Genomic DNA, 26310 nt, shown 5'->3' with positions numbered 1-26310 from the left:
GAAAAGAGTATAGGGGCACGTTATCAGGCCAGCGTCCGGGCGCCAACCGGGCGATTGTCCGGATGTCCCTCGCCAGGGGCTTTGCCGAGTCTCAGGGCGTTAAGGACAACGACCAGTGAACTGAGCGACATGCCGATCGCGGCCAGCCAGGGCGGCACCATGCCAGCCGCAGCGAGTGGCAGTGCGAATACATTGTAGCCAAGGGCCCACCACAGATTCTGGCGGATAACCTTGCGGGTCTGGCGGCTGGTTTTCAGGGCTTCAACCAGCTGTAATAGTTGGCCGTTGAGCAGTACTGCATCGGCTTTCAGCTGGGTCAGGTCTGCGGCGGTGCCCATCGCAACCGAAATGCCGGCTCCGGCCATGGAGGGCAGGTCGTTCAACCCGTCACCCACCATCATGATCTGTCGCCCCTCGGCCCTCAGCTTTTCAAGCACTGCGAGCTTATCTTCCGGGGAGGCCTGGCCGACGGCTTCATCAATCCCCAGAAGGGCGGCAATCCGATCGACATGGCCCGAGCGGTCGCCGCTCAGGAGCAGTGTGTGAATGCCTTCCTTCTGCAAAGCCCTGATGGCTGAGCGGGCATCGTCACGGGGTTGATCGTCCAGCCTGAAACAGGCCAGCCATTCCTTGTCAGACGCCAGCCAGACTTCCATACCCCTGTGCTGCCCGGTATCCGGGAAAGGCGCCCCAGTATGTTGTTCTACAAATCCCCGGTGGCCAATAAAAAGTGCGAGACCTTCCAGCTTTCCGGAAAGTCCACCGCCAAGGTGGTTCTCCACGCGTTCGACCGCGGCGGCGGTTCGTTTATGGAAAACCCTGGCAATCGGGTGTTCGGAGTATTTTTCCAGCCCGGCAGCGAGCCTGAGGCAGGTTTGTTCGTCCATGCTGCCGACAATGTCGGTTTCCACGAGGCTCAGCTCACCCCGGGTCAGGGTCCCGGTTTTATCAAATACCACGGTATCAACGGTGTTCATCGATTCCAGGGTATGCCCCCGGGTTGGCAGGAAACCAAGGCGGCGAAGCTTGACTGTTGCCGAGGTGATGGCGGTGGGTGTTGCGAGCGACAATGCGCAGGGACAGGTAACGACCAGGACTGAGAGGGTAATGTCGAAAGCATTATCGGCACCGGCCAGCCACCAACCCACCCAAACAATGGGCGCGAGGATCAATACCCGGCCAACGAACTTGCCCGCCATTCTGTCGGCCATCCTCGCTACCTGGGGTTTCTCTGACTGCACCCGGTCCAGAATCCTCAGAATGCCGGAGAGGCGGGTCTGGGAGCCGGCTTTCACCACCCGGATGTCCAGGGGGTTTTCACCGTTGACGCTGCCGGCATGGACCGGGTCCCCGGGGAACCGGGTCTCCGGCAGATACTCGCCGGTCAGGGCTGCCTCGTTGAGGGTTGACTGGCCCCGGACAATCTCGCCATCAATAGGCAGGGTTTCTCCCGGCCGCACGCGGATCGTATCGCCTGGTTTTACCTGGTGGGCGGGCACAATCTCCGAATCATCACCCGTCACCAGCGTCGCCACGGTTGGCTGGAAGCCGGCAAGAGCATTGCCTGTCAGCCCGGCGCGATAGCGGGCCTGAACCTCAACGTAGCGTCCCAGGAGCAGGAAAAAGGTGAACATGACCACAGACTCGAAGTACACCTCCTCGCCACCAAACACGGTTACCCAGGCGCTGGCGAGATAGGCAAGACCGATGGCGAGAGCAACGGGTACATCCATGGTCAGTTGCCGGCTCAGGATATCGCGCCGGGCGTTCCTGAAAAAAGGCGCGGCACTGTAGAAAACCACCGGTGTGGCGACCAGCAGACTGAACCAGCGGAAGAAGCTGACAAACTGCGGGGACAGGTCGTTAACCAGCTCAAAATACAGAGGAAACGCCAGCATCATGCTCTGGAAGGAGCCAATGCCGGCAATCGCGAGCCGGATCAGCATGGAACGGTGTTCGGCCTTGAGGGCCTGTTCAGCTTCGTCTGCCTGGTAGGGGCGGGCGGTATATCCCAGTTCGTGGATGGCAATCAGCAGGTCGCTCAGCGGCGCCTGATTCTGGGACCAAACCAGCCTTGCCCGCTGAGTGGTGTGATTGACCGAGAAGGACACTACGCCCGGCTGCTTTTTCAGGTGGTTTTCCAGTAGCCAGATGCAGGCAGCGCAGGTAATACCACCGATCAGTAACTGGGCTTCCTGGGCGCCTTTGACGGGAGCAACAAACGATGCCTGAACCAGTGGATGGTCCATTTCTCTCAGGCGGCTCACCTCTGCAGGAGTCAGCTGCTTTGGGGTAACCGCAGCCTCTGTCCGGAATTCGTAGAACCCGGTCAGACCCTCATTGTGGATGGTCTGGCAAACCGCCTTGCAGCCCTGGCAGCAAAAATGGCGGGTGGTACCATCGAGTTCAAGGGTGATGGGCGGCTCACCGTCGGCTGGCTCGCCGCAATGAAAGCAATCCAGGGTGGTCAACCTTGGGCATACTCCGCAGCTTTGACCGTGATTCCGCTTTTCGAGGGTAGCTGGGTTTCGCCCTTCAGGCGCCATTCATTGGCTGGCCCCCGAAGGTCGTAGTACCAGCGGCCTTTAATGTCTTCATGAAGCTGGCCGACGAACTTGCCCGGGGCAATCTGTTTGAACTGGACGATACGGTCCTGGCCCGACAGAGTGGGATGAAACAGGTTAAGGACGAGATACGGAAAATCCGCAGGGCCATCAGCGGTATTCAGGTTGATGGTGACGTTCCGTTTGTTGAAATCAATCTGGGCTTCCATACTCAGGTTGGCAGCTTTCTCGTCCCGTGCAATGGACATATTGATACCGCGGCCTTGCTTGGACCAGTCGTCCGTCACCAACGAATTATCCATATTCAGGGAAACCGTAATCGCGATGGCGCAATAAACGATTGACGCTGCGGGGAACATAAGCAGGAACCAGAGCCAGGGTTGACGATACCAGGGGCCTGTTTGTGTTTCAGTAGTCATAAATCAATGTCCCGTTTTAAAAATTGGAATCGCCGCGAAATGAAGGGTCAGCGCGTTGGACCAACAAACCGGCTTTCAGTTTCAAGGTTCAGAGAAGTATCTGTTTCCGATTGGGCCCTGAACAGGATTTCGCTATTCGATTCCACGATGGATTCCGGCGGCACGTCAACAACCGTAGGCATTGACCGGTTTTCCCCGCTTTCCACCGTGACTTTGGTTTCGGTAAGAATCCGGATGTCTTCCATGCCGGTCACGGACAGGGAGAAGGTCTGGGGCACCTCGGACATGTTCGCAATTTTCAGCGTGTAGGAGTTTTCAATCCGGCCTTCGCCGTTAAAGCTGTAGAGGGCGCCGCGGTCACGCAGTACATCCAGTTGGGCCGGAACCCGGGTTGCAATGGTGAACATAATCGCCGCGATCATCAATGACAGCACCGCGCCATAACCAAAGGTACGAGGCCTCATGAGCTTTGACGCCTTGCCTTCCAGTTGGTTCTCTGTGGTATAGCGAATCAGTCCCCTCGGGTAATTCATCTTGTCCATGATTTCGTCGCAGGCATCAATACACAATGCGCAGCCGATGCATTCGTATTGCAGCCCGTCCCTGATATCAATACCTGTGGGGCAGACCTGCACGCACTGACCGCAGTCAATGCAATCACCCAGGCCGACTTCTGCAGGATCAACGCCCTTCTTGCGGCCACCCCTTGGCTCGCCCCGGTTCGGATCATATGAAACGACACGGGTGTCGGGGTCAAACATCACCGACTGGAAGCGGGCATATGGGCACATGTAGAGGCAGACCTGCTCCCGCATCCAGCCCGCATTCAGGTAAGTGGCAACGGTGAAAAAACCAACCCAGAAGTAGGCCCAGCCATTTGCCTGTAATGTGAAAAGGTCGCCCAGCAGCTCGCGAATAGGGTAGAAGTAGCCAACAAAGGTCAGGCCGGTGGCAAGGGCAATCAACAGCCAGACGGCGTGTTTGGCGGACTTTTTGACCAGTTTCCCGGCTGATCGGGGAGATTTGTCCAGCTTCATGCGCTTGTTACGGCTGCCCTCGATCCGTTCCTCGACCCACATGAAGATAAAGGTCCAGACGGTTTGCGGGCAGGTATAGCCGCACCAGACCCGGCCGAACAGAGTTGTGACGAAGAACAGACCGAAGGCGGCGATAATCAGCGTGCCCGAAAGCAGAATAAAGTCCTTGGGAAAGAAGGTAACGCCGAAGAGGTGAAATTCGCGGGCTGGCAGATTGAAATAAATCAGTGGTTGCCCGTCAAGCGTAATCCAGACAAACAGGAAATACATGCCCATCAACATGGTCAGGCTGACATTCCGGATTCGCTGAAAGGAGCCTTTAACTTCCTTTACGTAAATTTTCTTGCGGCTGGCGTAGAGTTCGACGGTTCCGGATTTATTGTTGTCGCCGGAGGGATCAGAGGATGGGTCAACCTGTTTGACCGGGATCTCACTGCTCATCGTTACCTCCAGAAAAACTGTAATGCGGGACAACAGGCCCTGGGACTGCTGATCTTTTCAAGCCTGTGCCCGCAGGGCAGACACAGGGTTGAAAAGACCGGTCCGGGGCAACCCCCGGCCGGGTGACTCAGTTAGACAGGCTGTATACGTAAGCTGCCAGAATCTGAATCTGATCCTCTGAGAGGCGACCCTGCTGAGCGGGCATCTGATTCTGACGGCCATTCATCACGGTTTCCTTGATCCACTCGTAGTTGGATCCGTACAGCCAGGTGTTGTCTGTCAGGTTGGGGGCGCCCATGGCCTGATTGCCCTTGCCGTCCTGACCGTGACAGGCCACACAGGCCTGAGCGAAGACCTGTTCGCCCGCTTTCGCAGCCTCGGCATCCTGTTCCCGCCCGCTGAAGCTCAGGACGTAGTTAACAACCTGATCAACCTGCTCGTTGGTCATGCTGGGCATGGTGCCTTTGGCGGGCATGTTACCCATGCGGCCCTTGTGCAGGGTTGTCAGGATAGCGTCAGGCGTGCCACCCCAGAGCCAGTTGTCATCCGTCAGGTTCGGGAAGCCAACCTGGCCGCGGGCTGCAGAGCCGTGGCAGACCGAACAGTTGTTGGCAAACAGGCGCTGGCCGATTTTCATGGCATCGCTGTTTTCCGCCAGCTGCGGAACCGGCGTCTGGCCGAACTGGGCATAAATCTCGCCGTACTTGTCTTCAGCTGCGGCAACTTCGGCTTCCCACTGATTCGTGGAAGTCCAGCCCAGAAGGCCTTTCCAGTTGCCAAGACCAGGGTACAGGGCAAGGTAGCCGAGCGCGAAAATACAGGTAGCGAGGAACAGATAGAACCACCACTTGGGCAGGGGATTATCGTATTCCTCAATGCCATCGAAGGAATGGCCCATAGTACGGTCGGTTTCGCTATCGGTCGTCTGGCTTTTACGGGTTGCCCAAAGCAGCCACCAGCAGCCAAAAACGGTACCGAGCACGATCACACTGATCCAGATGCTCCAGAAGGTACTCATTGTTTCTTCTCCGTTTTTTCCTGTTCGAGCGTACGCTTTTCCACGTCGTCATCGTCGAAGGGCAGATGGGCTGCCTCCTCGTTGGCCTTCTTGCGGTGGGCGCTGTAGGCCCACCAGACGATTCCAAAAAAAACCGCCATTACCAGAAGAGTGTGAATGCCGCGTAACTCATTAATATCCATGGGTTCACCGTTTTTCTGAAATCACTGTACCCAGCTGTTGCAGGTATGCGACCAGAGCCTCAATTTCAAATTTGCCTTCAACCTGAGCGGATGCGTTGGTAATCTGCTCGTCGGTGTAGGGCACGCCCAGAGTCTGGAGAGTCTCCAGCTTCGCGGCGGTCTTGGTATGGTCTACCTGGTCCTCAAACAGCCACGGGAACGCTGGCATATTCGATTCGGGTACCACGCTGCGCGGATTGTAAAGGTGCTGGCGTTGCCAGGCGTCGGAATAACGACCACCTACGCGGGCGAGATCCGGGCCGGTACGCTTGGAACCCCACAGGAACGGGCGGTCGTATACGAACTCGCCCGCGACAGAGTAATGGCCATACCGTTCGGTTTCCGCACGGAACGGGCGGATCTGCTGGGTATGGCACACGTGGCAGCCTTCACGGATATAGATATCCCGGCCTTCCAGCTCTAGCGCGGACAGGGGCTCAAGGCCCTCCACTGGCTCATTTACGCTCTTCTGGAAGAACAGGGGGACTACTTCGGCAAGAAAGCCACCGCTGATGGTCAGGACGATCAGTACGATCATCAGACCAATATTTTTTTCAACAATTTCGTGTTTCATCTGATCTCTCTCCCGTTACGCAAGCTGTGTTGCCGCATTGTCTTGCGCAACCGCGTCTTTCTGGCGCACGGTCATGTAGACGTTGTAGGCCATGACGAGCATGCCGGCCAGGAAGATAACGCCACCGAGGAAGCGGACGAAATAGCCCGGGTACGAGGCTTCCAGTGCTTCAACGAAACTGTAGGTCAGCGTGCCGTCCTGGTTAACTGCGCGCCACATCAGGCCCTGCATGATGCCATTAACCCACATGGCGACGATGTAAAGCACGGTGCCTACTGTCGCAAGCCAGAAATGAGCGTTGATCAGGCTGGTGCTGTACATGGCCCGGACTCCCCAGAGCTTGGGAATCAGGTGGTAAACCGCACCGATACTGATCATGGCAACCCAGCCCAGGGCACCGGAGTGAACATGGCCGATGGTCCAGTCAGTGTTGTGAGAAAGCGCGTTCACCGTCTTGATGGACATCATCGGGCCTTCAAACGTAGACATACCGTAGAAGGACAGGGAAACCACCAGGAAACGCAGGATCGGGTCGGTGCGCAGTTTGTGCCAGGCACCTGATAGGGTCATCATGCCGTTGATCATGCCGCCCCACGAAGGCGCAAGCAGGATCAGGGACATAACCATGCCCGCAGTTTGGGCCCAATCCGGCAGAGCAGAGTAGTGCAGGTGGTGACCACCGGCCCAGACATAGGTCGCGATCAGTGCCCAGAAGTGAACGATGGACAGACGGTAGGAGTAAACCGGACGGTTGGCCTGCTTGGGGACGAAGTAGTACATCATGCCCAGGAAGCCGGCAGTCAGGAAGAAGCCCACGGCGTTGTGACCATACCACCACTGCATCATGGCGTCGGTGACACCGGCATAGGCAGAGTAGGACTTGAAAGCACTGGCGGGCAACGCCATGTTGTTGCCAATATGCAGGAAGGCCACAGTGATGATAAACGCGCCGTAGAACCAGTTGGCCACGTAGATGTGCGGGGTGCTGCGCTTCATGATGGTTCCGAAGAACACCAGGGCGTAACTGACCCAGACAACTGCGATGGCAATATCGATCGGCCATTCCAGTTCGGCGTATTCCTTGGAAGTGGTAAGGCCAAGCGGCAGAGTGATGGCTGCCGAAACGATGATCGCCTGCCAGCCCCAGAAGGTGAACGCTGCCAGTCCATCTGAAATCAGGCGGGCCTGACACGTACGCTGCACCACATAATAGGCGGTGGCGAACAAGGCACTTCCACCAAAGCCGAAGATGACGGCGTTGGTATGCAGCGGCCGGAGACGGCCGAAGTGGGTAAAGGGCAGGTCGAGGTTGAGGGACGGCCAGACCAGCTGTGCTGCAATCAGCACACCCAGCGCCATACCTACAATACCCCATACCACTGTCATGATGGCGAATTGTCTCACCACCTTGTAGTTGTATGTCAGGTTTGCATTTACTGTGCTCATAGCCTTACCAATGGGTTTAAAGTGGGGAAATATGCGGGCGCAAGTATGGAGAAACCATTACCTGTTTGCAATGACTCAGGTCAACTCATGACATCCGTCAAATGCGCCGGAATCAGCAACATGGCTTCCTTTTTTTATGCCGTTATTGGAGTTGTTCAGCGCTCGGAATGTGTGTTGCCTAGTTTGCAATGATAGACCCTCAAACAGCAGAGGTGAATTCTGTGAGATTGATTAAGATCAAAGGTTGTGGAAATCGTCCGGAAGTCGTGCTTGTTTTGGCGCACGTGCCGGTGCACCGGCCCGGGAAACGCGGCTATTTGTTGATGAGTGTCTGAATGCCTGAGGGCTACGCCAATTCGGTTGCTTCAGAAAACAGCGCGCGGTTGCGGCCCTCACTTTTCGCGGCATAGAGGGCTTCATCTGCCCGCTCGAAAAGCTGATTCTGGCTTTCGCCGGCACTCAGGGAGGCAATGCCCGCACTTAGGGTGATCCTGATCTCGGTTCCATCGGGTGATGTCAGTGGTGTATTGGCGATGTCTGCGAGCAATGTCTCGCAGACTTTTCGTGCTCCGGCCGCGTCTGTTTCCGGCAGCAGGAGCGCGAACTCCTCGCCGCCAAACCGGATAGCAATATCCCGCGGGCGTTTCACATGCCGGGTCAGCATTTCGGCAATAAACTGAAGGCAGGCGTCTCCAAAGCTGTGGCCCCAGGTGTCGTTGATTGTTTTGAAATGATCGGCATCTACCAATGCCAGGGTCAGTGTATGGCCCGTGCGGCGCGCCTCGGCACATAATTCAGGGAAAATGTTATCCAGGTGCCTTCGGTTGTGCAGGCCGGTCAGGGCATCGTTCGTGCTCAGCGCCGACAGCTGGCGGTTGGCCTTTTCAAGCTCCCGCATGATGCTCCTCAGTTGTGCGGTACGCTCATGCACTTTGAACTCAAGCTCGGTGCGTGCGTTATGCTCCACTTCCAGCAACTTCTGATTGAGCAGCCGCCACCGTTGCACCATGGCATAGTTCAGAAGAATGACCTGTCCACCGACCGCAAACTGCATCAGCGCTTCCCGGGCCAGGAAGTCGGTCAGATAGCCGAACGCCGCCAGTGCATAGATCAGCCCGCCAATCAGCATCACCAGCCAGGCCAGAAGGTACCACAGGGCCGGCTGATAGCCCTGTTTCCAGCGAACAGCAGCGATGACAAAGAGGCTTGAAATGACGGTCAGTGCCAGCACGGTGTTCAGCACAATGGTTTTGCTATACGGCAGAACCAGCGTCAGCGCAAGAAATCCGACGCAGGACCAGGCCAGGGTTTTCAGCGCGGTTTCCGAGGTGGTTCCCCTGGAGACTTCCAGGAATGAACGGCCAAAAAGTGTCATGGCCAGCGCGGAAAGGGTCAGGGACAGGGGAATGGACATGTTGGCAAAGCCAGTACTATTGGGCCAGAAATACTGGTTGGCAAACCCGCCCATGGCAAACAGAAACAGCCCGAGGGCGGCCATATAAAAGGCGTTGTAAAAGTAGTAAGCCGTTCCGGAGCTGAAGAAAAGCAGCAGATTGAACACGGCAAACACCAGTAACGCCCCGTAGAACAGTCCGTGGGTCAGGGTCAGGTGATTGCTGCCGGCAATCACTTCCGCCGGGGTTTCCAGGCTCAGCGGAACATTCAGTGCTCCGCTGCTGTGAACCCTGAGGGTAATCGAGCGGGTTTCGCCGGCATCCAGTGTGACGGGCAGCAGAAAATACCGGTAGTCTATCCCACGAGAAGAAAACGGGTGCTGATCCCCGGTTACGATGGACTCTGTAGTATCATCCCCCGTTTGCCAGAAGGTGATTTCATCGAGCAGGGGGTAGTTGAGTTTCAGGTACCACAGGCTACGCTCCGCCCCGGAGTTCCGGATATGCAGATGAATCCAGTACACCGATTTCGTGGCGCTGAAGACCAGGTCCCGGCCATGTGCCGGTGTCCATGCAAGATTCTCCGGAAGTTGCTCGGGCCTGGATGCATTGTGGGCAGGTTCGCCGGGCGGCGCACTGTAGAAGCAGATGTACTGCATCAGCGAATTGCGCGCTCCGCTGTCCGTTGCCTCAAGCGTCGGACACCCGGTCCTGAGTGAGCCGGAATTTGCCGTTGCCAGGGCAGGGAACAGCGAAAGACTCAGGATGGCAAACAGGCGCATAATCAGCGACATTTGGTACTTCCTGCGGATATCAGAGCAGGAAGTGTAGCCTGAGAAGACAATCAGCGCTGTTAAACAGATTCAACTTTTGCGGGTTGGCTTTCAGTTCGCATCTTTCAGGTATTGCATGGAACAGATTCTCGTATTTTGCCGGCCCGGGTTCGAAACCGAAGCCGGCCGTGAAATGGCAGACTCAGCTGCCGATGAAGAAACGCTATGACGAGTGGGTGATCTGCCGTGATATTCTGGTAAACGGGCTCAGGGAGGCGGGCATCGGTTTTCGTTTGAAAGCCCGCCATCCCTACCATGATCGTGAGGAAACCACCTGTTTCATTGAGCGGACAGGTTAAAAGGCGCTCTGCTCCAGAACAGTGATGTGCTCCTCGTGGTCCATCATGGGAACTAATTCAAGCATGAGGTCACGGCGTTCCTCGGAGTGAAACCAGCGGTCCCAGTCTGCCTCGGACCGCCAGTTTGCCAGGGTAATACGGTGATTGGGGTCGTGACTGTCGATCAGTGTTTCTCCCGAAATGAAGCCGGGGGCGCTGACCGCCTGCTGCAAAACCATGCGAGAGCGCTCTTCGTAGGCTGATTCCAGTGATTCAGCAATGTGACGTTCAATCAGAACCCGGATCATGGCAAACCTCCACGTACTTTAACTGTTATAAACAATAATTTAGCAGGTATTTCCAAAAAATCAGCTCAAACGACAGGAGATAGGGCTTGAGAGCATCTGAGTACGACGCTGAACTGGACGCCCGTGGTCTTTTCTGCCCGGAACCGGTGATGATGTTACACAATCGCATAAACGATGTGGAGCCTGGTGGCGTCTTGCGGGTCGTTGCCACGGATCCCTCCACCACACGGGATATTCCAAGATTCTGCCAGTTCCTGGGGCATGAATTGGTCGGTCGGGCGGAGTCCGGCGATCTGTTCATCTACCTGATACGCAGAGGCACATAGAGAGGCCAATAAAGCGCGCCTTTAGACTTCCGGGCGCAGCTTCCGGAGGTGGCTCAGGAACTCGTCGCGGTTCATCTCACCCAGCACCCTCCGTTGGGGCAACTCCTCGCCGTCGCTGCGGTAGAACAGAATAGCCGGCGGCCCGAACAGGCCCAGTTCATCAAGCATGGCCTGCTGCTCGGGCGTGTTGTCCGTTATGTCGATCTGCAGCAGCGTGAAGGGGGCGAGAGCCTGAATGACATCCGGCTGGCTGAAGACGTTGCGCTCCATGACCTTGCAGGAAATGCACCAGTCGGCGTAGAAGTCCAGTACCACCGGACGTTCCTGCTCCCGGGCTTGTCTGAGCATGGCCCTTATTTCAGCAGGCTGTTCCACCCGCTGAAAATCCGCGTGCTGCGCACTGGCCGTGCCACCGTATCCGGCGGATGCGCTTGCCGTGGTAAAGGGTGCCAGTGGTTTGAACGGGTCGTTGGCGCCGCTGACCGCACCGGCAAGCAGGGCCAGGCCGTAGGCAAACAGAACCAGGCCAAGGCCTTTGCGCGTGCGTTCCCAGCCTGCCTTTGCCGCATCAAACGCCCCGATCTGAACACCGGTGATGGCAATCAGCAGCCCCCACAGCGTCAGCGCCAGCCAGCCCGGCACCAGGCGTTCAACCAGCCAGATCGCCACCGCCAGCAACATAACGCCATAGAAGTGTTTTACCGCCGTCATCCAGTGCCCGGTGGTTGGCAGCACTTTTCGGCCGCCAACGGCAACCAGAATCAGTGGAATTCCCATCCCGAGGCCAAGCGCGAAGAGGGCGATACCTCCGATGACGGCATCCTGGGTTGTAGAGATATAAAGGAGGCTGCCGGCCAGCGGGGCCGACACGCACGGAGAAACGACCAATGCCGACAGTGCGCCGATGCCGAATATGCTGACAACCCGGCTGCCCGTGAGACGATGGCTGGCATCGTTGAGAGGTTCGCGGATAAACCGGGGCAGCTGAATCTCGAACAGATCGAACATGGAGAGCGCAAATATCACGAACATCAGGGCGAATATGCTCAACACCCAGGGCGATTGCAGTTGCGACTGCAGGTTAAAGCTGGCACCGAGCAAGCCGGTCAGAACCCCGGCTGCGGCATAGGTCAACGCCATACCCAGAACATAGCTGCATGAAAGGAGCAGGGCATGGCCGGTGGTAGAGGTATTTCTGCCGGAAACCAGCGTTGAAATGATCGGCACCATGGGCAGAACACAGGGCGTAAAAGTCAGCCCCAGGCCAAGGAGCAGAAAGACGCCGGCAATCACTAGGGTGGACTGCCCAGCGAGGAAGCCCGCAAGGCCCGTCGCGGTCTCGGTGTTCACCGGTCCCTGGTTTGCGGTGCCGTCGACACCTCCGGTGGAAACAGTCTGGGATCCGGCACTGGGGCTACCCCGGTAGAACAGGACGTCCCGGGTCTGGGGCGGGTAACACAAGCCGGCCTTTGCGCAACCCTGATAAGTCACCTGCAGTTGGGCTTCCCGAACGCCTTCGGGCAGCGTGACCGGAACCCGGGCTTCCACCGGGTCAAAGAATACGGTGGATTTTCCAAAAAAATCGTCTTCAATGTCCGTGCCGGGCCTGGAGTATACCGGGTCGCCAATGCGGACGCCCGGGTCCGTGGCCTCAACGCTGATCCTGTCACGGTATAGATAGTGGCCAGGGGTGATTTCCCAGGTCAGCACCACGCTGCCATTGTCGGTTGCGAAGCTGAATGGCAGAGCTTCGTCTACCGGGAGAAATTCGTTGCCCTGACCGCCGAACAGGGAACTCCCGCCGGTGCCCAGTGCCCAGGCCGGGTTGGCTGTTGACAGGAACAGGGCGAATGCCAGGATCAGAGTTAGTGGGTTCGCCCATTGGCGTTTCATCTTCGTTACTGCAGAGAAAGCCGTCATTGATCGTAGAGATTCCAGGTTAGTGTCTGATTCGGCCGGACTGTCGCGGTGCGATTGCCACTGGCAGGCCGGTTTGCCACGCCTGCTGTGGACACGGGGCACCTGTCAAAGTTCCCTCTGGTATTGGCGGCAGTAAAGCCGCACAATAGCCAGCCAATGAACCACAGTCCAGATGATCTTATCATGCTGTTTAATGACCTGTTCCGGGAAGCATACCGGACCGAGTTGGTTAAAGGCAGCGATGAACCTGAATACATACCGGAGAGCGGGCCGAATCGGCCGGCACGGGTCGTTTTTGCTCACGGCTATTATGCCAGTGCTTTACATGAAATAAGCCACTGGTGTATTGCTGGTGAGTACCGGCGCACACTTCATGACTATGGTTACTGGTACTGTCCGGATGGCCGTACACCGCAACAGCAACAGGCATTCGAGCAGGTGGAAGTGAAACCCCAGGCCATCGAATGGTTGTTTTCCCTGGCCTCGGGGTCCCGCTTCCACATCAGTGTGGACAACCTTTCCGGAGGTGGCGCCTCAAATGAAGAGCGCTTCCGCCGGAATGTGCGGACGCAGGCGAGCGAGTTCCTGGAACGCGGGCTGCCGACCCGTGCACAGGCTTTTTTTTGCGCGCTGGCAACATTTTATGGAACCGGAGAAATCCTCGGGGAGCGCTGGCGTGAAGATGCCCGGCGCATCGCTCCGTTATACTCTGAATCAGGACATTTGCAGGAAAACTGAGACTCTATGACATCTGACCCAAAACACACCGGCGATCTGAGATTCAGTGATCTGAACCTCGACAAGCGTTTGCTGGATGCGATTACGGCCATTGGTTTTGAATTTTGCACCCCGATTCAGGCAGAAACACTGCCCTGGACACTAGCCTGTGAAGATCTGATCGGCCAGGCTCAGACGGGTACCGGTAAGACAGCAGCCTTCCTGATCACGGCTATCCAGAGTCTTCTGGAAACGCCGATTCCGGAAACGGACCGGTGCGCCTCAGAGCCCCGGGTTCTTGCCCTGGCGCCAACTCGCGAGCTGGCCATGCAGATTGCCAAGGACGCTGAGCAGCTGTGCCAGCACACCGGCCACAACGTAGTCACGGTGGTGGGCGGCATGCACTATGACAAACAGCGCGATCAGTTGCAGAATGAGATTGTCGATATTCTCGTTGCCACCCCCGGCCGCCTCATTGATTTCCTGGGCTCCCAGGACGTGTTCCTCGATCAGATCGATATCCTGATCCTGGATGAAGCCGACCGTATGCTCGATATGGGGTTTATTCCGGATGTGAAGCGGATTATCCGCAAGTGCACGCCCAAGGACGAGCGCCAGACACTGTTGTTCAGTGCCACCTTTAACCAGGATGTGCTGAACCTTGCATCAATGTGGACCAGCAATGCCGAGTTCGTGGAAATCGAGCCCGAACAGAAAACGGCCGAGCGGGTAGAGCAGACGGTTTACCTGGTGGGCGATGACGAAAAGCTGCCGGTGTTGGTGAATTTCCTCAAACGCCCGGAAGTGGAAAAAGCCCTGGTATTTGCCAACCGGCGTGATCAGTGCCGCGACCTGGAAGAAGATCTCAGGAATCAGGGCGTGAAAGTGGCCCTGATGTCCGGTGAAATTGCTCAGAACAAGCGCCTCAAAACCCTCGATCAGTTCAAGAAGGGCAGTATTCAGGTGCTGGTTGCCACCGACGTTGCTGGCCGTGGTATTCATGTGAACGGTGTCACCCACGTTTTCAACTACAATCTTCCGGACAATGCCGAGGACTATGTCCATCGCATTGGCCGCACCGGCAGGGCTGGCAAGCATGGGGTTTCAATCAGTTTTGCCGGTGAGGATGACTCTTTCTCACTGCCGGCCATCGAGACTTACATCAGCCAGAAGCTGAAAACCGCTGTGCCTGATGAAGCGCTCATGGCGGCCATGGACAATCCGCCGATTACCCGCAAGCGTGGTCGCCGCCCTCAGGGGCAGGGTGGCCGCGGTGGTCAGGGCGGTCGCAATCAGCGTCAGCGCAGGAACTGACAGGCCGGACATCATTATGTTGATCGTAGCAGACGAAAACATTCCGTTACTGGACTCCTTTTTTGGCGATATCGGTGAGATCAGACGTGTTTCCGGCCGCTCCATGACTGCCGGCGAGGTCCGCGCTGCCGATATCCTGCTGGTCCGTTCCGTTACCCGGGTAAACCGTGAGCTGCTTGAAGGCAGCCGCGTGCGTTTCGTGGGTACGACCACGATTGGCACCGACCACGTGGATCGGGACTGGCTCGAACAGCAAGGTATCCGGTTTTCCGCAGCGCCCGGCTGCAATGCCAACAGTGTTGCCGAGTACGTGCTGTCTGTTCTGTCTCTTTATGCCGAGAAGCGGGGGCTGATCGACTGGTCGCGGCTCAGTGTCGGTATTGTCGGTGTGGGTAACGTTGGTGGCGAGTTGGCGCGTAAACTGGAACGCCTTGGCTTTGACGTGCGGCTTTGCGATCCGCCAAGAGCAGACCTGGGCGAAGAAGGCCAGGAGTTTGTGTCCCTCGAAGAGGCCATGAAGTGCGATGTAGTTACCTTGCACACACCGTTAACCCGTGAGAGTAACCATCCGACGTTCCACATGGTTGGCGAACAGGAGCTGGATAGTCTGGGTGCAGGTCAGTTGCTTATCAACGCCGGCAGAGGCGGGGTTATCGACTCATCAGCCCTGCTGGCGCGTCTCGGTAAGAGCAATGTGCCCACCGTGGTACTGGATGTCTGGGAGCAGGAGCCAAGAATCCACCCTGAACTCGTTGATCAGGTATGGCTGGCAACACCGCATATCGCCGGGCACAGCCTGGAGGGGAAGGTTCAGGGCACGGAAATGATTTATCAGGCGCTGAGCCAGTTCCTTGGGTTGCCGGTTCGCAAAAAGGCGGGCCAGTTTCTGCCGGAGCCGGCACTTAGCAAAATTTCTTTTACCAGCTCCGCGGAGGAGGAAGATGCAATCCGCATTGCATTGAGGGCATGCTATGATCCCCGCCGGGACGATATCCGGCTTCGGAACGCCATGAGCGGTTCGGTTGAGGAGCGAGGGGCGGCATTTGACCGACTTCGTCGTGACTACCCGGTGCGTCGGGAGTGCTCCAGCCTCAAGATCCAGCTGAAGGGAACGAGTAAATCCCTGCAGGACAGTTTCCGGGCCATAGGGTTCAAGCTGAAGATCTGATCAGTAGTGTTGGCAGGAAAGAAAAAACCGGGGCAGTGCCCCGGTTTTCTGTTTACAGCTTTGCGCTCTGCAAGGCCTGGATGCGGTCTTCCAGCGGAGGGTGCGTCATAAAGAGTGCGCTCAATCCGCCCCGGGCGCCGCGGTTGATGCCGAACGCCTGCAGGGTGTCGGGCATCTGGTCCGGGACCTCACTCTCCTGCCTGAGCCGCGCCAGTGCGCTGATCATCGCCGAGCGCCCGGCCAGTTGTGCTCCAGCGATGTCGGCCCGGAACTCCCGGCGGCGCGAGAACCAGAACACAATGGTGCTGGCGAGGATCCCCAGTACGATTTCGGCCACGATACTGACTGCAAAAAAACCGAGACCATAGCCGCTCTCATTCTTGAACACCACACGGTCAACGAAAGAACCTATCACTCGTGCCGCGAATATTACGAAGGTGTTCACCACCCCCTGAATCAGCGCCAGGGTCACCATATCACCGTTGGCTACATGGCCGATTTCGTGGCCAAGCACTGCCCGGATCTCATCTTTGTTGAAGCGTTGCAGCAGGCCTTCGCTCACTGCCACTAACGCGTCATTCCTGTTCCATCCCGTGGCAAAAGCATTCGACTGTGACGCCGGAAAGATGGCCACTTCAGGCATGCCAATACCGGCGTTTTTGGCCATTTCAGCGACCGTCCCGACCAGCCAACGCTCGGCGGGTGTTCTCGGAGATTCAATGACCTTCGCCTTGGTGCTCCACTTGGCCATGGGCTTCGATAGGAGCAAGGAGACGATGGCGCCGGCAAACCCGAAGATAGTGGCGAAAGCCAGTAGCGAGCCATACTGAATGCCGTTCTGGGCCAGGTAGCTGTCCACCCCCAACAGTCGCAGCGTGAAGCTGGCGACAAGGATCACGGCAAGGTTGGTTGCCAGAAACAGCAGAATACGCATGTTAGGTCCCTGTTCTGTCCGTCACGAAAAAAAACCGGTGTTCAGACCGATATATATGGCTCGGGTTCAATCAATCAACGCTCTTACGTCGATTTAATAATTGCCACTGTCAGCAAAGAAGACCGCCTGCATTGCCTGACTGATGCGGCCGGAGTTGCCGCTTCTGAGTACGGTGCGCACCAGGTGGATATGGGTGGAAAGATCGTCCTGAACCGAGGGGGGCAGGGTGCTGACGGATCCCCCATCCGCAATTCCCAGTTCCCGGGTCAGAGACGCCGGTGCCGGAGCGCTCAGGCGGATAAACGCACCCCGTGTCAGGACCGCCTGGTCCAGCGCTTCCTGACGAATGGTATCAACATACCGAAGCAGGCCTTCCTCGGCGAGCCAGAGCAGCGCGCCAAAGCAGGCCATATGTCGCTTGCTGTGCAGGCCGAACTCGTCGGGTTCATCGGGCCCGGCAATATCTTCAACAAACAGGTTTATTCGCCTCGGGAAGGCGCCATAAAGTTGAACAAGAGCAATTGCAGCATCCTTGTAGAATTCCTCGACGTGAAGATCCGCCATGATGAGCCCCGTTACTGCTGGTATTTGCCCAGGAAGTTTCCGAGCCGGCCCATGGCGTCTTCCAGGGTGTCCTCCCGGGGCAGGAAAACCACCCTGAGATGCTGCCTGTCATCGATATTGAACGCTGAGCCCTGTACCAGAAGGATTTTTTCCTGCAGCAGAAGATCCAATACCAGCTTTTCATCATTAACGATGGGGAAGCGCTTGGGATCCAGCTTCGGGAACAGATAGAGCGCGCCCTGGGGTTTGACGCAGCTTACGCCCGGAATATCGTTGAGCATCCGCCAGGCCGTCTCCCGTTGCTCGTAGAGCCGTCCGCCCGGGGCTACCAGGTCGTTGATGGACTGATACCCGCCCAGTGCAGTCTGGATGGCCAGTTGGGCGGGCACGTTGGCACACAGGCGCATGTTGGAGAGCATCTCAATGCCCTCGGTCAGGTCCTTGGCGCGGTGTTTGGCACCGCTGACAATCATCCAGCCTGAGCGGTAACCGGCCGCCCGGTAGTTCTTTGAAAGGCCGTTATAGGTGAAGAACAGAACATCGTCGGCCAGTGAAGCGGTGGAAATGTGCTGAGTGCCGTCGTAGAGAATCTTGTCGTAGATCTCGTCGGACAGAACGATCAGGTTGTGCTCGCGGGCAAGCTCGATCACCTGTTCAAGCAGTTCTTTTGAGTAGACGGCACCGGTCGGGTTGTTCGGGTTAATCAGCACAATTGCCCGCGTACGACGGGTAATCTTTTTACGAATATCGTCAATATCCGGGAACCAGTCCTGCTGTTCGTCACAGCGATAATGCACCGGTTTGCCGCTGGACAGGGTAACAGCCGCTGTCCAGAGCGGGTAATCCGGTGCCGGGATCAATACTTCATCGCCAGTATTGAGCATCGCCTGCATGGTCATGACAATCAGTTCGCTGACGCCGTTGCCAAGAAAGATGTCGTCAATATCGACCTTGTCGATACCTCGCTGCTGGCAATAGTGCATCACAGCCTTGCGGGCGGAGAACAGGCCCTTTGATTCCACGTAGCCCTGGGCCAGGTGCATGTTGTAGATAACGTCCTGCTGGATTTCTTCCGGCACATCCAGCTCAAATGTGGCCGGGTTGCCAATGTTCAACTTGAGGACGCGGTGGCCTTCTTCTTCCAGTCGACGTGCTTCCCGCAGAACTACGCCACGTATTTCATAACACACGTTATCCAGTTTGGCGGATTTATAGTAGTTCTGCATAGGACCCGGGCTTCCTTCTTGTGAGATCGGAAAATGACGCCTGCCAAAACGACAGGCCTTTATTCTAGCGGAGCGACGGTCGGCGGCAACAGGGGAATTATGATGAATTGTGTCGTGTTCAGGCAGATTTACAATGCAAAGCTGAACCGGTTTGTAAAAGTGCGTCCCGGGAGGCCTGCACGGACATGGTTTTTTTAACTAAATTGTGCACAATATAAATGTGGAAAAGATAAATTCATTATGGGAGAGTCCGATGGCTGGCAACACGATATACGACTTCGAAGTACGGGATATCCAGGGCAATGAGAAAAGCATGGCAGACTATCGGGGAAAGGTGCTCCTGATTGTTAACACCGCCAGTAAATGTGGATTCACACCGCAATTCGAGGGTCTGCAATCGCTCCATACTGAGCTGGGGGGTAAGGGGTTCGAAGTGCTGGGCTTTCCCTGCAACCAGTTCCTTAACCAGGATCCGGGTGATGACGACGCGATCAGCCAGTTCTGTAGCCTGAATTATGGGGTGGATTTCCCGATGTTTTCCAAGATTGAAGTCAATGGCGATGGCGCCCATCCGCTGTTCCGGTTTCTCAAGCGCGAGGCCAAAGGCCTGATGGGGTCAGAAAACGTGAAATGGAACTTCACCAAGTTCCTGGTCGGCCCCGATGGAAAGGTAGTCCGCCGCTATCCGCCCACAACCAAACCCGAGGATATTCGGGCTGACATCGAGAAGTTACTGCCGGCATGACAGCACAGAGTGACCCGTTGAGCGACATGCTGAGTGTCGATAACCAGATCTGCTTCGCATTATACGTTGCAAACCGGGCGGTAACCGCTCGTTATCGTCCACTGCTGGTGGACCTTGGCCTCACTTATCCGCAGTATCTGGTGATGCTGGTGCTTTGGGAGCAGGCAAGAAACGGATGGCTAACGAGGGTTTCTGATCTGGGAGCGCGGCTTCGACTGGACTCGGGAACCCTGACACCGTTGCTGAAGCGCCTGGCGGACCGTGGGCTGGTCATCCGACAACGGAACCTGGATGACGAGCGGGTGGTGACGGTAGCGTTGACCAAAGCTGGGCATGACTTGCGAGAGCAAGCCGGGCAGATTCCCGGGCGCCTCTTGTGCGGTATTGATGTCGAGCCGGGCCGGCTGGTTGCGCTCCGGGATGAGCTCAGGCAGGTCCTGAGTGTTCTGGAGCACCAGGTGGGCGCCAGCGATTGATCACTGCCCTGAGCTCGTCACATTTATAGGGCTTGGTGATGTAATCATTCATTCCTGATGCCAGGCAGTCCTCCCGGTCTCCCTGCATCACGTTGGCAGTAACGGCAATGATGGGCAGGTTCTTCCAGTCCGGGTTCTGGCGTATCCGTTGCGTTGCCGCATAACCGTCCATCACGGGCATCTGACAGTCCATCAGCACCATGTCATAATGCTTTCGCTCCAGCGCATGGATGGCTTCCTCGCCATTCTCTGCGTGGTCTGTCCGGTGACCAAGCTTTTTGAGCAGGCTCGTGGCCACCAGTTGATTGACCTGATTGTCTTCTACAAGAAGAATCGACAGCGGCTGATCGGTGTCGGTTTGCGATGGCTCCGGAGTGATGCCGAGACGGTTTTTCGGGGAAGCCACGCTTTCAGCGTCTGCTGGCCCGGCATCATGGACCGCCAACGGCAGGATAACGGTGAAGTGGGTGCCGCTGCCCTCCCGGGAGTCCACCAGGATCTGGCCATGCATTCGTTCCACCAACTGGCGGCAGAGCGTCAGCCCAAGACCGGTCCCGCCATAAAGTCGGGTGGTGTCCGCGTCGGCCTGGGAGAAAGGTGAGAATATCCTGTCCAGACCCTCTTTTGACATGCCAATCCCGGTATCTACCACGCCGATTCTGAGACTGCCGCCAGAATAGCCCGCCCGGATTCGGACGCCGCCCTCGTCAGTAAATTTGATGGCGTTGCTCAACAGGTTATTGAGCACCTGCCGGACCCGGGTCGGATCGCCCAGAAAACTCTCCGGGAGATCCGGATCTATTTCGTTAATCAGGTAAATATTCTTGCGACGGGCTTGTTGGGTATGGAGCGTTGCGCATTCCTCGATCAGCTGCCGGACGCTGAACGGGATGTTTTCGAGGCTAAGCTTGCCGGCTTCAACCTTCGAAATGTCCAGTATATCGTTCAGAAGCTCCAGCAGGTTCTCTCCGGCATTCAGGGCGATCTCCAGTCGGTTGCGCTCAGCGGAATCAAGATCTCCCTCCAATGCCAGACCAAGCAGCCCCAGAACGCCATTCAGGGGAGTACGGATCTCGTGGCTCATGCTGGCCAGGAAACTGGCTCTCGCCCGGGCGCGGCGTACGGCGTCTTCCTTCGCTTTCACCAGGGCGCGGTTACCCCGTTGCAGGGCCTGATTTTTCTCGGAGATTTCCCGGGTGCGGTCTTCAACTTCCTGCTCAAGCTGAGTGGAGTAGTTCTTCATGGCGCTCTCGGCATGCCGGAGTTGCGCCAGACTGGCATCCATGGTTTCAAGGTGCTGGTTGATGACGCCAACCATGGTTCCGATCTCGTCTTCCCGATGGTTGTGCGGTATTGGCAACCTGACTTTCTCCGGAGAATTTGCGCGCACCTGGCTGAGGGCACTGATGACATTGAGCATGGGGCGGGTGAGCACGAAATAGAAAATCAGAAACAGCGCGGCGGACAGGATGAGGGTTTTGAATAGCCCGCTCATGAGAGTGTAGCCGGCCCGCTCAAGAAACTGAGCGCCATAGTGGAAGGTATCGATGGTGACAACGAGTTCTCCGAGGGGCAGATCCTCAAGCTGAGGCACTCTCAGCTCATGCCTGAAAACCCGGTCTGAGCCGAACAGAAGATCGCTGACCCAGCGGTAGGACGACGTCGGGCTGCTTTTGCTGGAAGCCGCCATGGGCTCGTTGTCGCTGTCGATAATTCGGGCGTCGATTGTCGCCGGGTGTCTGAGCAGGCCATCCAGCAATTCTTCCGCCAGCCGGATGTCGATGTTGTAGGCAATCTGGGACGCCGGGCTGGTACTGATGTCCATCAGGGCGTGGATTTCGCTTTCCAGGGATTCCCTGGCGCTAAAATAATCCAGGGTGATCTGGATAAAATTGAGCACCAGCCCCAAGGCCATGGCAACCAGTACGGTGTCACGGGTGAGTCGGTAGGAAAGCCGCTGCTTGAAGCGTTTGCTCACGGGTATGCACTGTCCCTGTTGGCGGGCCGGACCTATTAACGACCCGGTCTGTGCCTTCAGTCGTCGTAGTCGGCTTTTTTCTTCCACTCATCATCGTGGAGGAAGGTGTCCCATTCCCGGTCCAGCTGGGACTGGGATTCATGGTACTGGCCATCCTTGCCTTCTGCGCTCATTGCCTCCAGTTCCTTGATACGTGTCCGGAAGCTCTTGACCGCTTTCATGGCAAGGGGATTGTCACGGGACTTGCCCATTTCGGTGCTGGCCAGGTGATAGGCGTGGATGGCTTTGCGAATCTGGTTCTGGCGGACATAATCCCGGGCCTGGAACACATGCAGGTCGGCGTGGGTCTTGTGAACCAGAAACAGGACATACCTGAGGTTCTTCTTGGCAGTGCCAGCGTCAATCCGCCCGCTTTTATGCATCGCCTCAATCATTTTGAACAGATTCTGAAGCAATTCCTTGACGTAATTGGATTTTTCCGGGGAATCGATCTTTACCGGCACGGTGGTGTCACGTTTTTCCATGACCTGTTTTTTCAGATCGGTCGCCGAATCCTGCCACTGTTTAACCGGGAGGCCGGACTTAAGCCCCGCGAGTTCATTACACGCTTCTTCCATGCGTTTGATCAGCACGAGCTTAAGGTCTGCGGTCAGGTACTGACCGGGGATCTCCGAGAGCAGCCGAAAGGCGCGGTTGTACGCGTCCTCCTGTGCGGTGATTTTCCGGGCCCGCTCGATTCGGGCCCGCTCTCGCATCTGGCTGATCACAATAATGACAATCGAGACGGTAACGATGGCGGCCAGCACAAGGACAATCGTAGTGGTATCCATTTTGTCAGTAACGACTCCGGCTTCAGGATCAAAGGACGGCGGGAATGCAGGCCCGGCCTCAAAATACCGATATTATTCAGCAAGTATCCGAAAGACTAACAGAAATACGGCGTTGAATCCGTTTTCAAATGTGAAAGTTCGTATTGCACATTGATTACGTGAATTTTCCGTATCATGTATATTGTCCCCGTGAATGAAGGTTCTTTTACCCCGTTATTATGGCGTTCCGGAGTTGTCTGTGGATATTTCCCGTGTTGATCTGAACCTGCTCGTTTATCTGGACGTGCTCTTGCGCGAGCGGAATGTAACCAAGGCAGCCAACCACCTGGGCATCACCCAGCCTGCCATGAGCAATGGGTTAAGGCGGTTGCGTGATCTGTTCAGCGATCCATTGCTGGTGAGAACCAGTGAAGGTATGACAGCCACGGAGCGCGCCCGGGAGCTTCAACCGCTGGTACGCGGGATCCTTTCAGATATCGAGCAGGCAGTGCAGGAAAAGACGCCGTTCTCGGCTCTCGAAAGCCAGCGGGTGTTCAGGATTATGGCCAGTGATTACGCCGAGTCCTGTCTGATGCCCCGCGTGCTCCGCCGCATCCGGCAAGAGGCGCCACAGGTGACGCTGGACGTCCTGACCCCGAGTGACGTCAGTTTTCTCGACGTCGAGCAGGGCAGGCTGGACATGGCCATTAACCGGTTCGACAAGATACCCCAGTCGTTCCACCAGAAAACTCTCTGGACCGAATATTTCGCCTGCCTGATGAATGCCCGTAATCCGCTGCTCAGGGAGCCGTTTACGCTCGATACCTACCTGGATGCCAGTCACATCTGGGTCAGTAAGACCGGCTTTGGCGTTGGCGTGGGTGTAAATCCCAAGGACGTCCAGCGCCTGGGCTGGGTTGACGAAGCCTTGTCCAGAATGGGGCGCAAGCGTCAGATTTCCGTCTTCACACGGCATTATCAGGTGGCAATGCTGCTCGCTGAGCAGCATGACCTGATTGCCACATTGCCCTCCCGCGCCGCCTGGCTTCAGAGGGACAATCCGAATCTTGTCGTCAAGGTGCCGCCGTTCGAGATTCCGCCCTTTGAGTTGAAAATGGCCTGGAGTCCGTTGCTGCAACACAATGCCGACCATCAGTGGCTGCGCAAGCTGATCGCTGAGGTTGCCAGTGAGGTGGATGCCGAATTTGCCCCGTTCGGCGCCAAGTTTGAAGCGCCGGACGCGCCACAGGCTCATCACTCAGAGCGGTAATTCCCGCAATTCCAGGGAAGGGCGGGCGGCATCCCACATTCGCTGGAAACTCTCCGAGAGCAGTTTCACCCGGCCACCGTCCGAAAACCTGGCGAAACCCTCCGGCTTGTAGAAGTCATGCCGGTACACCACACCTTCCCGATCCGCCAGAATGAACGGCTGATCCTCCACCGGGTAATCTTCATTGACCAGGCGCAGTTCCATCCGACTGGGTAACCGACGCATGAGCTCGACCAGTTTGTGGCGACGCTTCACCAGCGGTTTGTCGTCATGGATCAGCAGCCTGACCTCACTGAGCCGGTGCCGACGGGCGAGGGCGGAGATCAGCTCCCGGAAACGATGGCGGTCGTACAGATCGTGTTCCAGCAGGCGGTCGTAAAGCCAGATTCGCTGACCTGCCTGGCCAACCACGGAATCCATCAGGCCCAGGAGCCTGGCCTCGGTATCAAACAGCCAGGACTCCGTGTCATTACCCAGAATCATCGGCTGGTCTTTGCCGGCAAGGGCCTCGGCCGCGAGATCCGGTGCCAGGCAACGCATATCAAAGTGAGGAATGCCGGCATCGTCGTAGACACCCGAGCAGACATGAAAGCCTGAACGCTGGTAGAAGGGGATAGCGTGTTCCTGGGCAGAGAGCCTGAGCTCTGAAAACCGTCCCGCGGATTCATTGATCAGGTGTCGCAGCAATGCCTCGCCAATACCCTGTCCGCGGTACTCCGGCGGTATCGCCATGCGACCAATGTGGCCGGTTTCTTCCAGGGCCGGGAACAGCCGGGCGACGCCGGCGGGCGTGTTGTCAGGCAACACCGCCAGGTAATGATCGGCAATTTCGTCGGTTTCATCCCACTCCAGCTCCGGAGGGACCTTTTGTTCGTCAATGAACACCTGCTGACGAATTTCCCGGATTGATGCTGGAGCGAGTTGCCAATCGTATTTTCTGAATCGGATATTCATGATGATGCCTGATAAGGCGAGCGGGTAAGCCCTGATAAAACCGTGCGGAGCCATGGGTGAAGTGCAAAGCACTTCACGGGAAAGCCATGGACGGCTTGCCCCGGACCTTTAGCGCGACGCAGGAGCGATAAGCGCTAAAGGGCGGAGCCGAGCGTACACGGATGTATTCACAGCGTGTTTTATCAGGGCTTACCCGCTCGCCGATACCTCGACCGCCTATGTTTACTCGAAATAGACAGAGCCCTGATTGTAGAGCGTGGTCAGAAGCCCAAGCAACGCTTCGTCGTCGGCAAATCCGGCCAGTGCCGCCATATCGATGCGGGCGGAGGAACATAGCAGCGGGGCCAGAGGCCGGGCCTCACCTTTTAGCAGGAATTGTTCGCCGTCCACGAACAGCGCGGTTTCGCTTTCAAAATCGTAATAGGCGAAGCGCGAGCCTTCATTCCAGCGCATCTGCTCGCCGGCCTGAATCGCTTCCGCAATATCCCCGGCATCGGCCGGTTCGTCGGCAGGGACTACGATGTCCATACTCTTCGGAGCCGTGGAATATTGACCAAACCAGAGAGTCAGTTGCCGGCGATCACCCAGTTTCTCCCGAATAACACCTTCCAGGCGGTCCACAACGTTGGGCCGGATAGTGCCCGGGTTATCCTGAACCTGCAGGTCCGGGTCGTTGAGATGCTCGGAGGTATCGGACTGGCTGGCCAGAAAGTCGGTGAACCCGGTAAGAATGTCGTCGATGGTCGGCGCCCGGAAACCCACTGACAGGGTGATGCAGTCGTCCTCGGCAATGCCATGGTGTCCGATGCCTGGCGGCAGGTACAGCATGTCACCGGGGGACAGGGTGACGGTTTCTTCTCCATCCCAGCTACTCAGAATCCGGAGCGGGGTGCCTTCCACTTGTGGAGAGGCGTGGTCGCAGTGGCCGCCAAAGGTCCAGCGCCGGTGCCCCTGGGCCTGAAGTAGAAAGACATCATACTGGTCATAGTGAGGGCCAACGCTGCCGCCCTTGGGGGCGTAACTGGCCATGATGTCATCCAGGCGCCAGTTGGGTATGAAACGGAAGTGCTCCAGCAGATCGGCAATGTCCGGCACCCAGTGGTCCAGGCCCTGAACCAGCAGGGTCCAGTCCTGCTCTGGTAAAGCGCTGAACCGGTCCGGAGAGAAGGGGCCGTTGTGGAGCTGCCAGGGTTTGCCATCGTCGTTTTCAATGACAATCCGGGACTCCACGCCTTCTTCGCAGGCGAGGCCCGCGAGCTCATCGGCACTGACCGGGCACCGGAAACCTGGAAATGCCTGACGGATGACAAGGGGCTTCTTCTGCCAGTAGTTCCGTAGAAATTCAGAGGGTGTCAGTCCGCCAAGCATGTCCATGG

Annotated in this window: 25 protein-coding genes and 1 pseudogene; 9 read left to right on the top strand and 17 right to left on the bottom strand. The window is 57.0% G+C overall.

All coding sequences use genetic code 11. From position 1 onward, the window contains the following. Nucleotides 1-23 precede the first annotated feature (23 nt). From D0851_RS03845 to D0851_RS03810, 8 genes are all read right to left on the bottom strand, one after another. Nucleotides 24-2471, bottom strand: a complete 2448-nt coding sequence (locus D0851_RS03845; protein ID WP_117617440.1) for a heavy metal translocating P-type ATPase — start codon at nucleotides 2469-2471, stop codon at nucleotides 24-26. After that, complete coding sequence (locus D0851_RS03840) at nucleotides 2468-2983, bottom strand: FixH family protein (RefSeq protein WP_117617439.1); 516 nt, start codon at nucleotides 2981-2983, stop codon at nucleotides 2468-2470. The genes D0851_RS03845 and D0851_RS03840 overlap by 4 nt, the downstream gene beginning before the upstream one ends. Nucleotides 2984-3030: 47 nt before the next feature. Beyond that, the gene (gene ccoG, locus D0851_RS03835) at nucleotides 3031-4461 is read right to left on the bottom strand and encodes a cytochrome c oxidase accessory protein CcoG (RefSeq protein WP_117617438.1); all 1431 of its coding nucleotides are present in this window, start codon (nucleotides 4459-4461) and stop codon (nucleotides 3031-3033) included. Nucleotides 4462-4588: 127 nt separating this feature from the next. Beyond that, a complete protein-coding gene (gene ccoP, locus D0851_RS03830; RefSeq protein WP_117617437.1) occupies nucleotides 4589-5479 on the bottom strand; it encodes a cytochrome-c oxidase, cbb3-type subunit III in 891 nt (296 codons plus the stop codon). Next, nucleotides 5476-5661, bottom strand: coding sequence for a cbb3-type cytochrome oxidase subunit 3 (locus D0851_RS03825; RefSeq protein ID WP_117617436.1), 186 nt, complete (start codon nucleotides 5659-5661; stop codon nucleotides 5476-5478). Before D0851_RS03825 ends, ccoP begins: the two co-directional genes overlap by 4 nt. A 4-nt stretch (nucleotides 5662-5665) precedes the next feature. Further along, nucleotides 5666-6274: a cytochrome-c oxidase, cbb3-type subunit II gene (gene ccoO / locus D0851_RS03820; protein ID WP_117617435.1), complete on the bottom strand. Its 609-nt coding sequence runs from the start codon at nucleotides 6272-6274 to the stop codon at nucleotides 5666-5668. 15 nt (nucleotides 6275-6289) lie between these two features. Then, a complete protein-coding gene (gene ccoN / locus D0851_RS03815) occupies nucleotides 6290-7720 on the bottom strand; it encodes a cytochrome-c oxidase, cbb3-type subunit I (protein WP_117617434.1) in 1431 nt (476 codons plus the stop codon). 346 nt (nucleotides 7721-8066) lie between these two features. Further along, complete coding sequence (locus D0851_RS03810; RefSeq protein WP_117617433.1) at nucleotides 8067-9908, bottom strand: diguanylate cyclase; 1842 nt, start codon at nucleotides 9906-9908, stop codon at nucleotides 8067-8069. 115 nt (nucleotides 9909-10023) lie between these two features. On the opposite strand from D0851_RS03810, the gene D0851_RS21005 reads away from it, so the two are divergent. Then, entirely contained in the window at nucleotides 10024-10116 is a 93-nt protein-coding gene (locus D0851_RS21005; RefSeq protein ID WP_162893686.1) for a hypothetical protein, read from the top strand. After that, nucleotides 10091-10246, top strand: a pseudogene (locus D0851_RS03805) (23S rRNA (cytidine(2498)-2'-O)-methyltransferase RlmM); the annotation flags it as partial. The gene D0851_RS21005 and the pseudogene D0851_RS03805, both read left to right, overlap by 26 nt. Here D0851_RS03805 and D0851_RS03800 read toward each other — a convergent pair. Continuing rightward, nucleotides 10243-10533: an antibiotic biosynthesis monooxygenase family protein gene (locus D0851_RS03800; protein WP_117617432.1), complete on the bottom strand. Its 291-nt coding sequence runs from the start codon at nucleotides 10531-10533 to the stop codon at nucleotides 10243-10245. The pseudogene D0851_RS03805 and the gene D0851_RS03800 sit on opposite strands and share 4 nt — an antisense overlap. Before the next feature lie 86 nt (nucleotides 10534-10619). Between D0851_RS03800 and tusA the strand changes: the two genes are divergently transcribed. Next, on the top strand, nucleotides 10620-10859 hold the full coding sequence (gene tusA, locus D0851_RS03795) for a sulfurtransferase TusA (protein ID WP_117617431.1): 240 nt from the start codon (nucleotides 10620-10622) through the stop codon (nucleotides 10857-10859). A 21-nt stretch (nucleotides 10860-10880) separates the two neighbouring features. Here the strand turns inward: tusA and dsbD are convergent, their stop codons facing one another. Beyond that, nucleotides 10881-12752: a protein-disulfide reductase DsbD gene (gene dsbD / locus D0851_RS03790; RefSeq protein WP_227539436.1), complete on the bottom strand. Its 1872-nt coding sequence runs from the start codon at nucleotides 12750-12752 to the stop codon at nucleotides 10881-10883. A 210-nt stretch (nucleotides 12753-12962) separates the two neighbouring features. Here dsbD and D0851_RS03785 point away from each other — a divergent pair, with 210 nt between their 5' ends. The 3 genes from D0851_RS03785 to pdxB are packed head-to-tail and all read left to right on the top strand — an operon-like array spanning nucleotide 12963 to nucleotide 15978. Continuing rightward, a complete protein-coding gene (locus tag D0851_RS03785; protein WP_227539435.1) occupies nucleotides 12963-13517 on the top strand; it encodes an elongation factor P hydroxylase in 555 nt (184 codons plus the stop codon). 6 nt (nucleotides 13518-13523) lie between these two features. Next, nucleotides 13524-14810: a DEAD/DEAH box helicase gene (locus tag D0851_RS03780; protein ID WP_117617429.1), complete on the top strand. Its 1287-nt coding sequence runs from the start codon at nucleotides 13524-13526 to the stop codon at nucleotides 14808-14810. A gap of 16 nt (nucleotides 14811-14826) precedes the next feature. Beyond that, nucleotides 14827-15978, top strand: a complete 1152-nt coding sequence (pdxB, locus tag D0851_RS03775; protein ID WP_117617428.1) for a 4-phosphoerythronate dehydrogenase PdxB — start codon at nucleotides 14827-14829, stop codon at nucleotides 15976-15978. Nucleotides 15979-16030: 52 nt separating this feature from the next. Here the strand turns inward: pdxB and htpX are convergent, their stop codons facing one another. The 3 genes from htpX to D0851_RS03760 all read right to left on the bottom strand — a co-directional run bounded on the left by htpX (nucleotide 16031) and on the right by D0851_RS03760 (nucleotide 18702). Continuing rightward, a complete protein-coding gene (gene htpX / locus D0851_RS03770) occupies nucleotides 16031-16912 on the bottom strand; it encodes a protease HtpX (protein ID WP_117617427.1) in 882 nt (293 codons plus the stop codon). Nucleotides 16913-17005: 93 nt separating this feature from the next. After that, nucleotides 17006-17476, bottom strand: coding sequence for a hypothetical protein (locus D0851_RS03765; RefSeq protein WP_117617426.1), 471 nt, complete (start codon nucleotides 17474-17476; stop codon nucleotides 17006-17008). A gap of 11 nt (nucleotides 17477-17487) precedes the next feature. After that, nucleotides 17488-18702, bottom strand: coding sequence for a pyridoxal phosphate-dependent aminotransferase (locus D0851_RS03760; RefSeq protein WP_117617425.1), 1215 nt, complete (start codon nucleotides 18700-18702; stop codon nucleotides 17488-17490). 253 nt (nucleotides 18703-18955) lie between these two features. Here D0851_RS03760 and D0851_RS03755 point away from each other — a divergent pair, with 253 nt between their 5' ends. Together D0851_RS03755 and D0851_RS03750 are read left to right on the top strand one after the other, a co-directional pair. After that, nucleotides 18956-19447, top strand: a complete 492-nt coding sequence (locus D0851_RS03755) for a glutathione peroxidase (protein ID WP_117617424.1) — start codon at nucleotides 18956-18958, stop codon at nucleotides 19445-19447. Next, the gene (locus tag D0851_RS03750) at nucleotides 19444-19923 is read left to right on the top strand and encodes a MarR family winged helix-turn-helix transcriptional regulator (RefSeq protein ID WP_205422262.1); all 480 of its coding nucleotides are present in this window, start codon (nucleotides 19444-19446) and stop codon (nucleotides 19921-19923) included. The genes D0851_RS03755 and D0851_RS03750 overlap by 4 nt, the downstream gene beginning before the upstream one ends. Here the strand turns inward: D0851_RS03750 and D0851_RS03745 are convergent. Both D0851_RS03745 and D0851_RS03740 read right to left on the bottom strand, forming a co-directional pair. Then, a complete protein-coding gene (locus D0851_RS03745; protein ID WP_117617423.1) occupies nucleotides 19874-21901 on the bottom strand; it encodes an ATP-binding protein in 2028 nt (675 codons plus the stop codon). The genes D0851_RS03750 and D0851_RS03745 overlap by 50 nt on opposite strands. Nucleotides 21902-21957: 56 nt before the next feature. Further along, nucleotides 21958-22731: a hypothetical protein gene (locus D0851_RS03740; RefSeq protein WP_117617422.1), complete on the bottom strand. Its 774-nt coding sequence runs from the start codon at nucleotides 22729-22731 to the stop codon at nucleotides 21958-21960. A 238-nt stretch (nucleotides 22732-22969) separates the two neighbouring features. Between D0851_RS03740 and D0851_RS03735 the strand changes: the two genes are divergently transcribed. Further along, entirely contained in the window at nucleotides 22970-23980 is a 1011-nt protein-coding gene (locus D0851_RS03735; RefSeq protein ID WP_117617421.1) for a LysR family transcriptional regulator, read from the top strand. Here the strand turns inward: D0851_RS03735 and D0851_RS20780 are convergent. Both D0851_RS20780 and D0851_RS03725 read right to left on the bottom strand, forming a co-directional pair. After that, on the bottom strand, nucleotides 23969-24934 hold the full coding sequence (locus tag D0851_RS20780) for a GNAT family N-acetyltransferase (protein ID WP_117617420.1): 966 nt from the start codon (nucleotides 24932-24934) through the stop codon (nucleotides 23969-23971). The two genes, D0851_RS03735 and D0851_RS20780, sit on opposite strands and share 12 nt — an antisense overlap. 222 nt (nucleotides 24935-25156) lie before the next feature. Next, complete coding sequence (locus D0851_RS03725; protein WP_117617419.1) at nucleotides 25157-26308, bottom strand: cupin domain-containing protein; 1152 nt, start codon at nucleotides 26306-26308, stop codon at nucleotides 25157-25159. Nucleotides 26309-26310 lie beyond the last annotated feature (2 nt).

The sequence above is a fragment of the Marinobacter sp. Arc7-DN-1 genome (assembly GCF_003441595.1).
GTDB lineage: Bacteria > Pseudomonadota > Gammaproteobacteria > Pseudomonadales > Oleiphilaceae > Marinobacter > Marinobacter metalliresistant.
The sequence above is the reverse complement of the archived record's forward strand: the minus strand, read 5'-3'. Positions and strand labels throughout refer to the sequence as shown.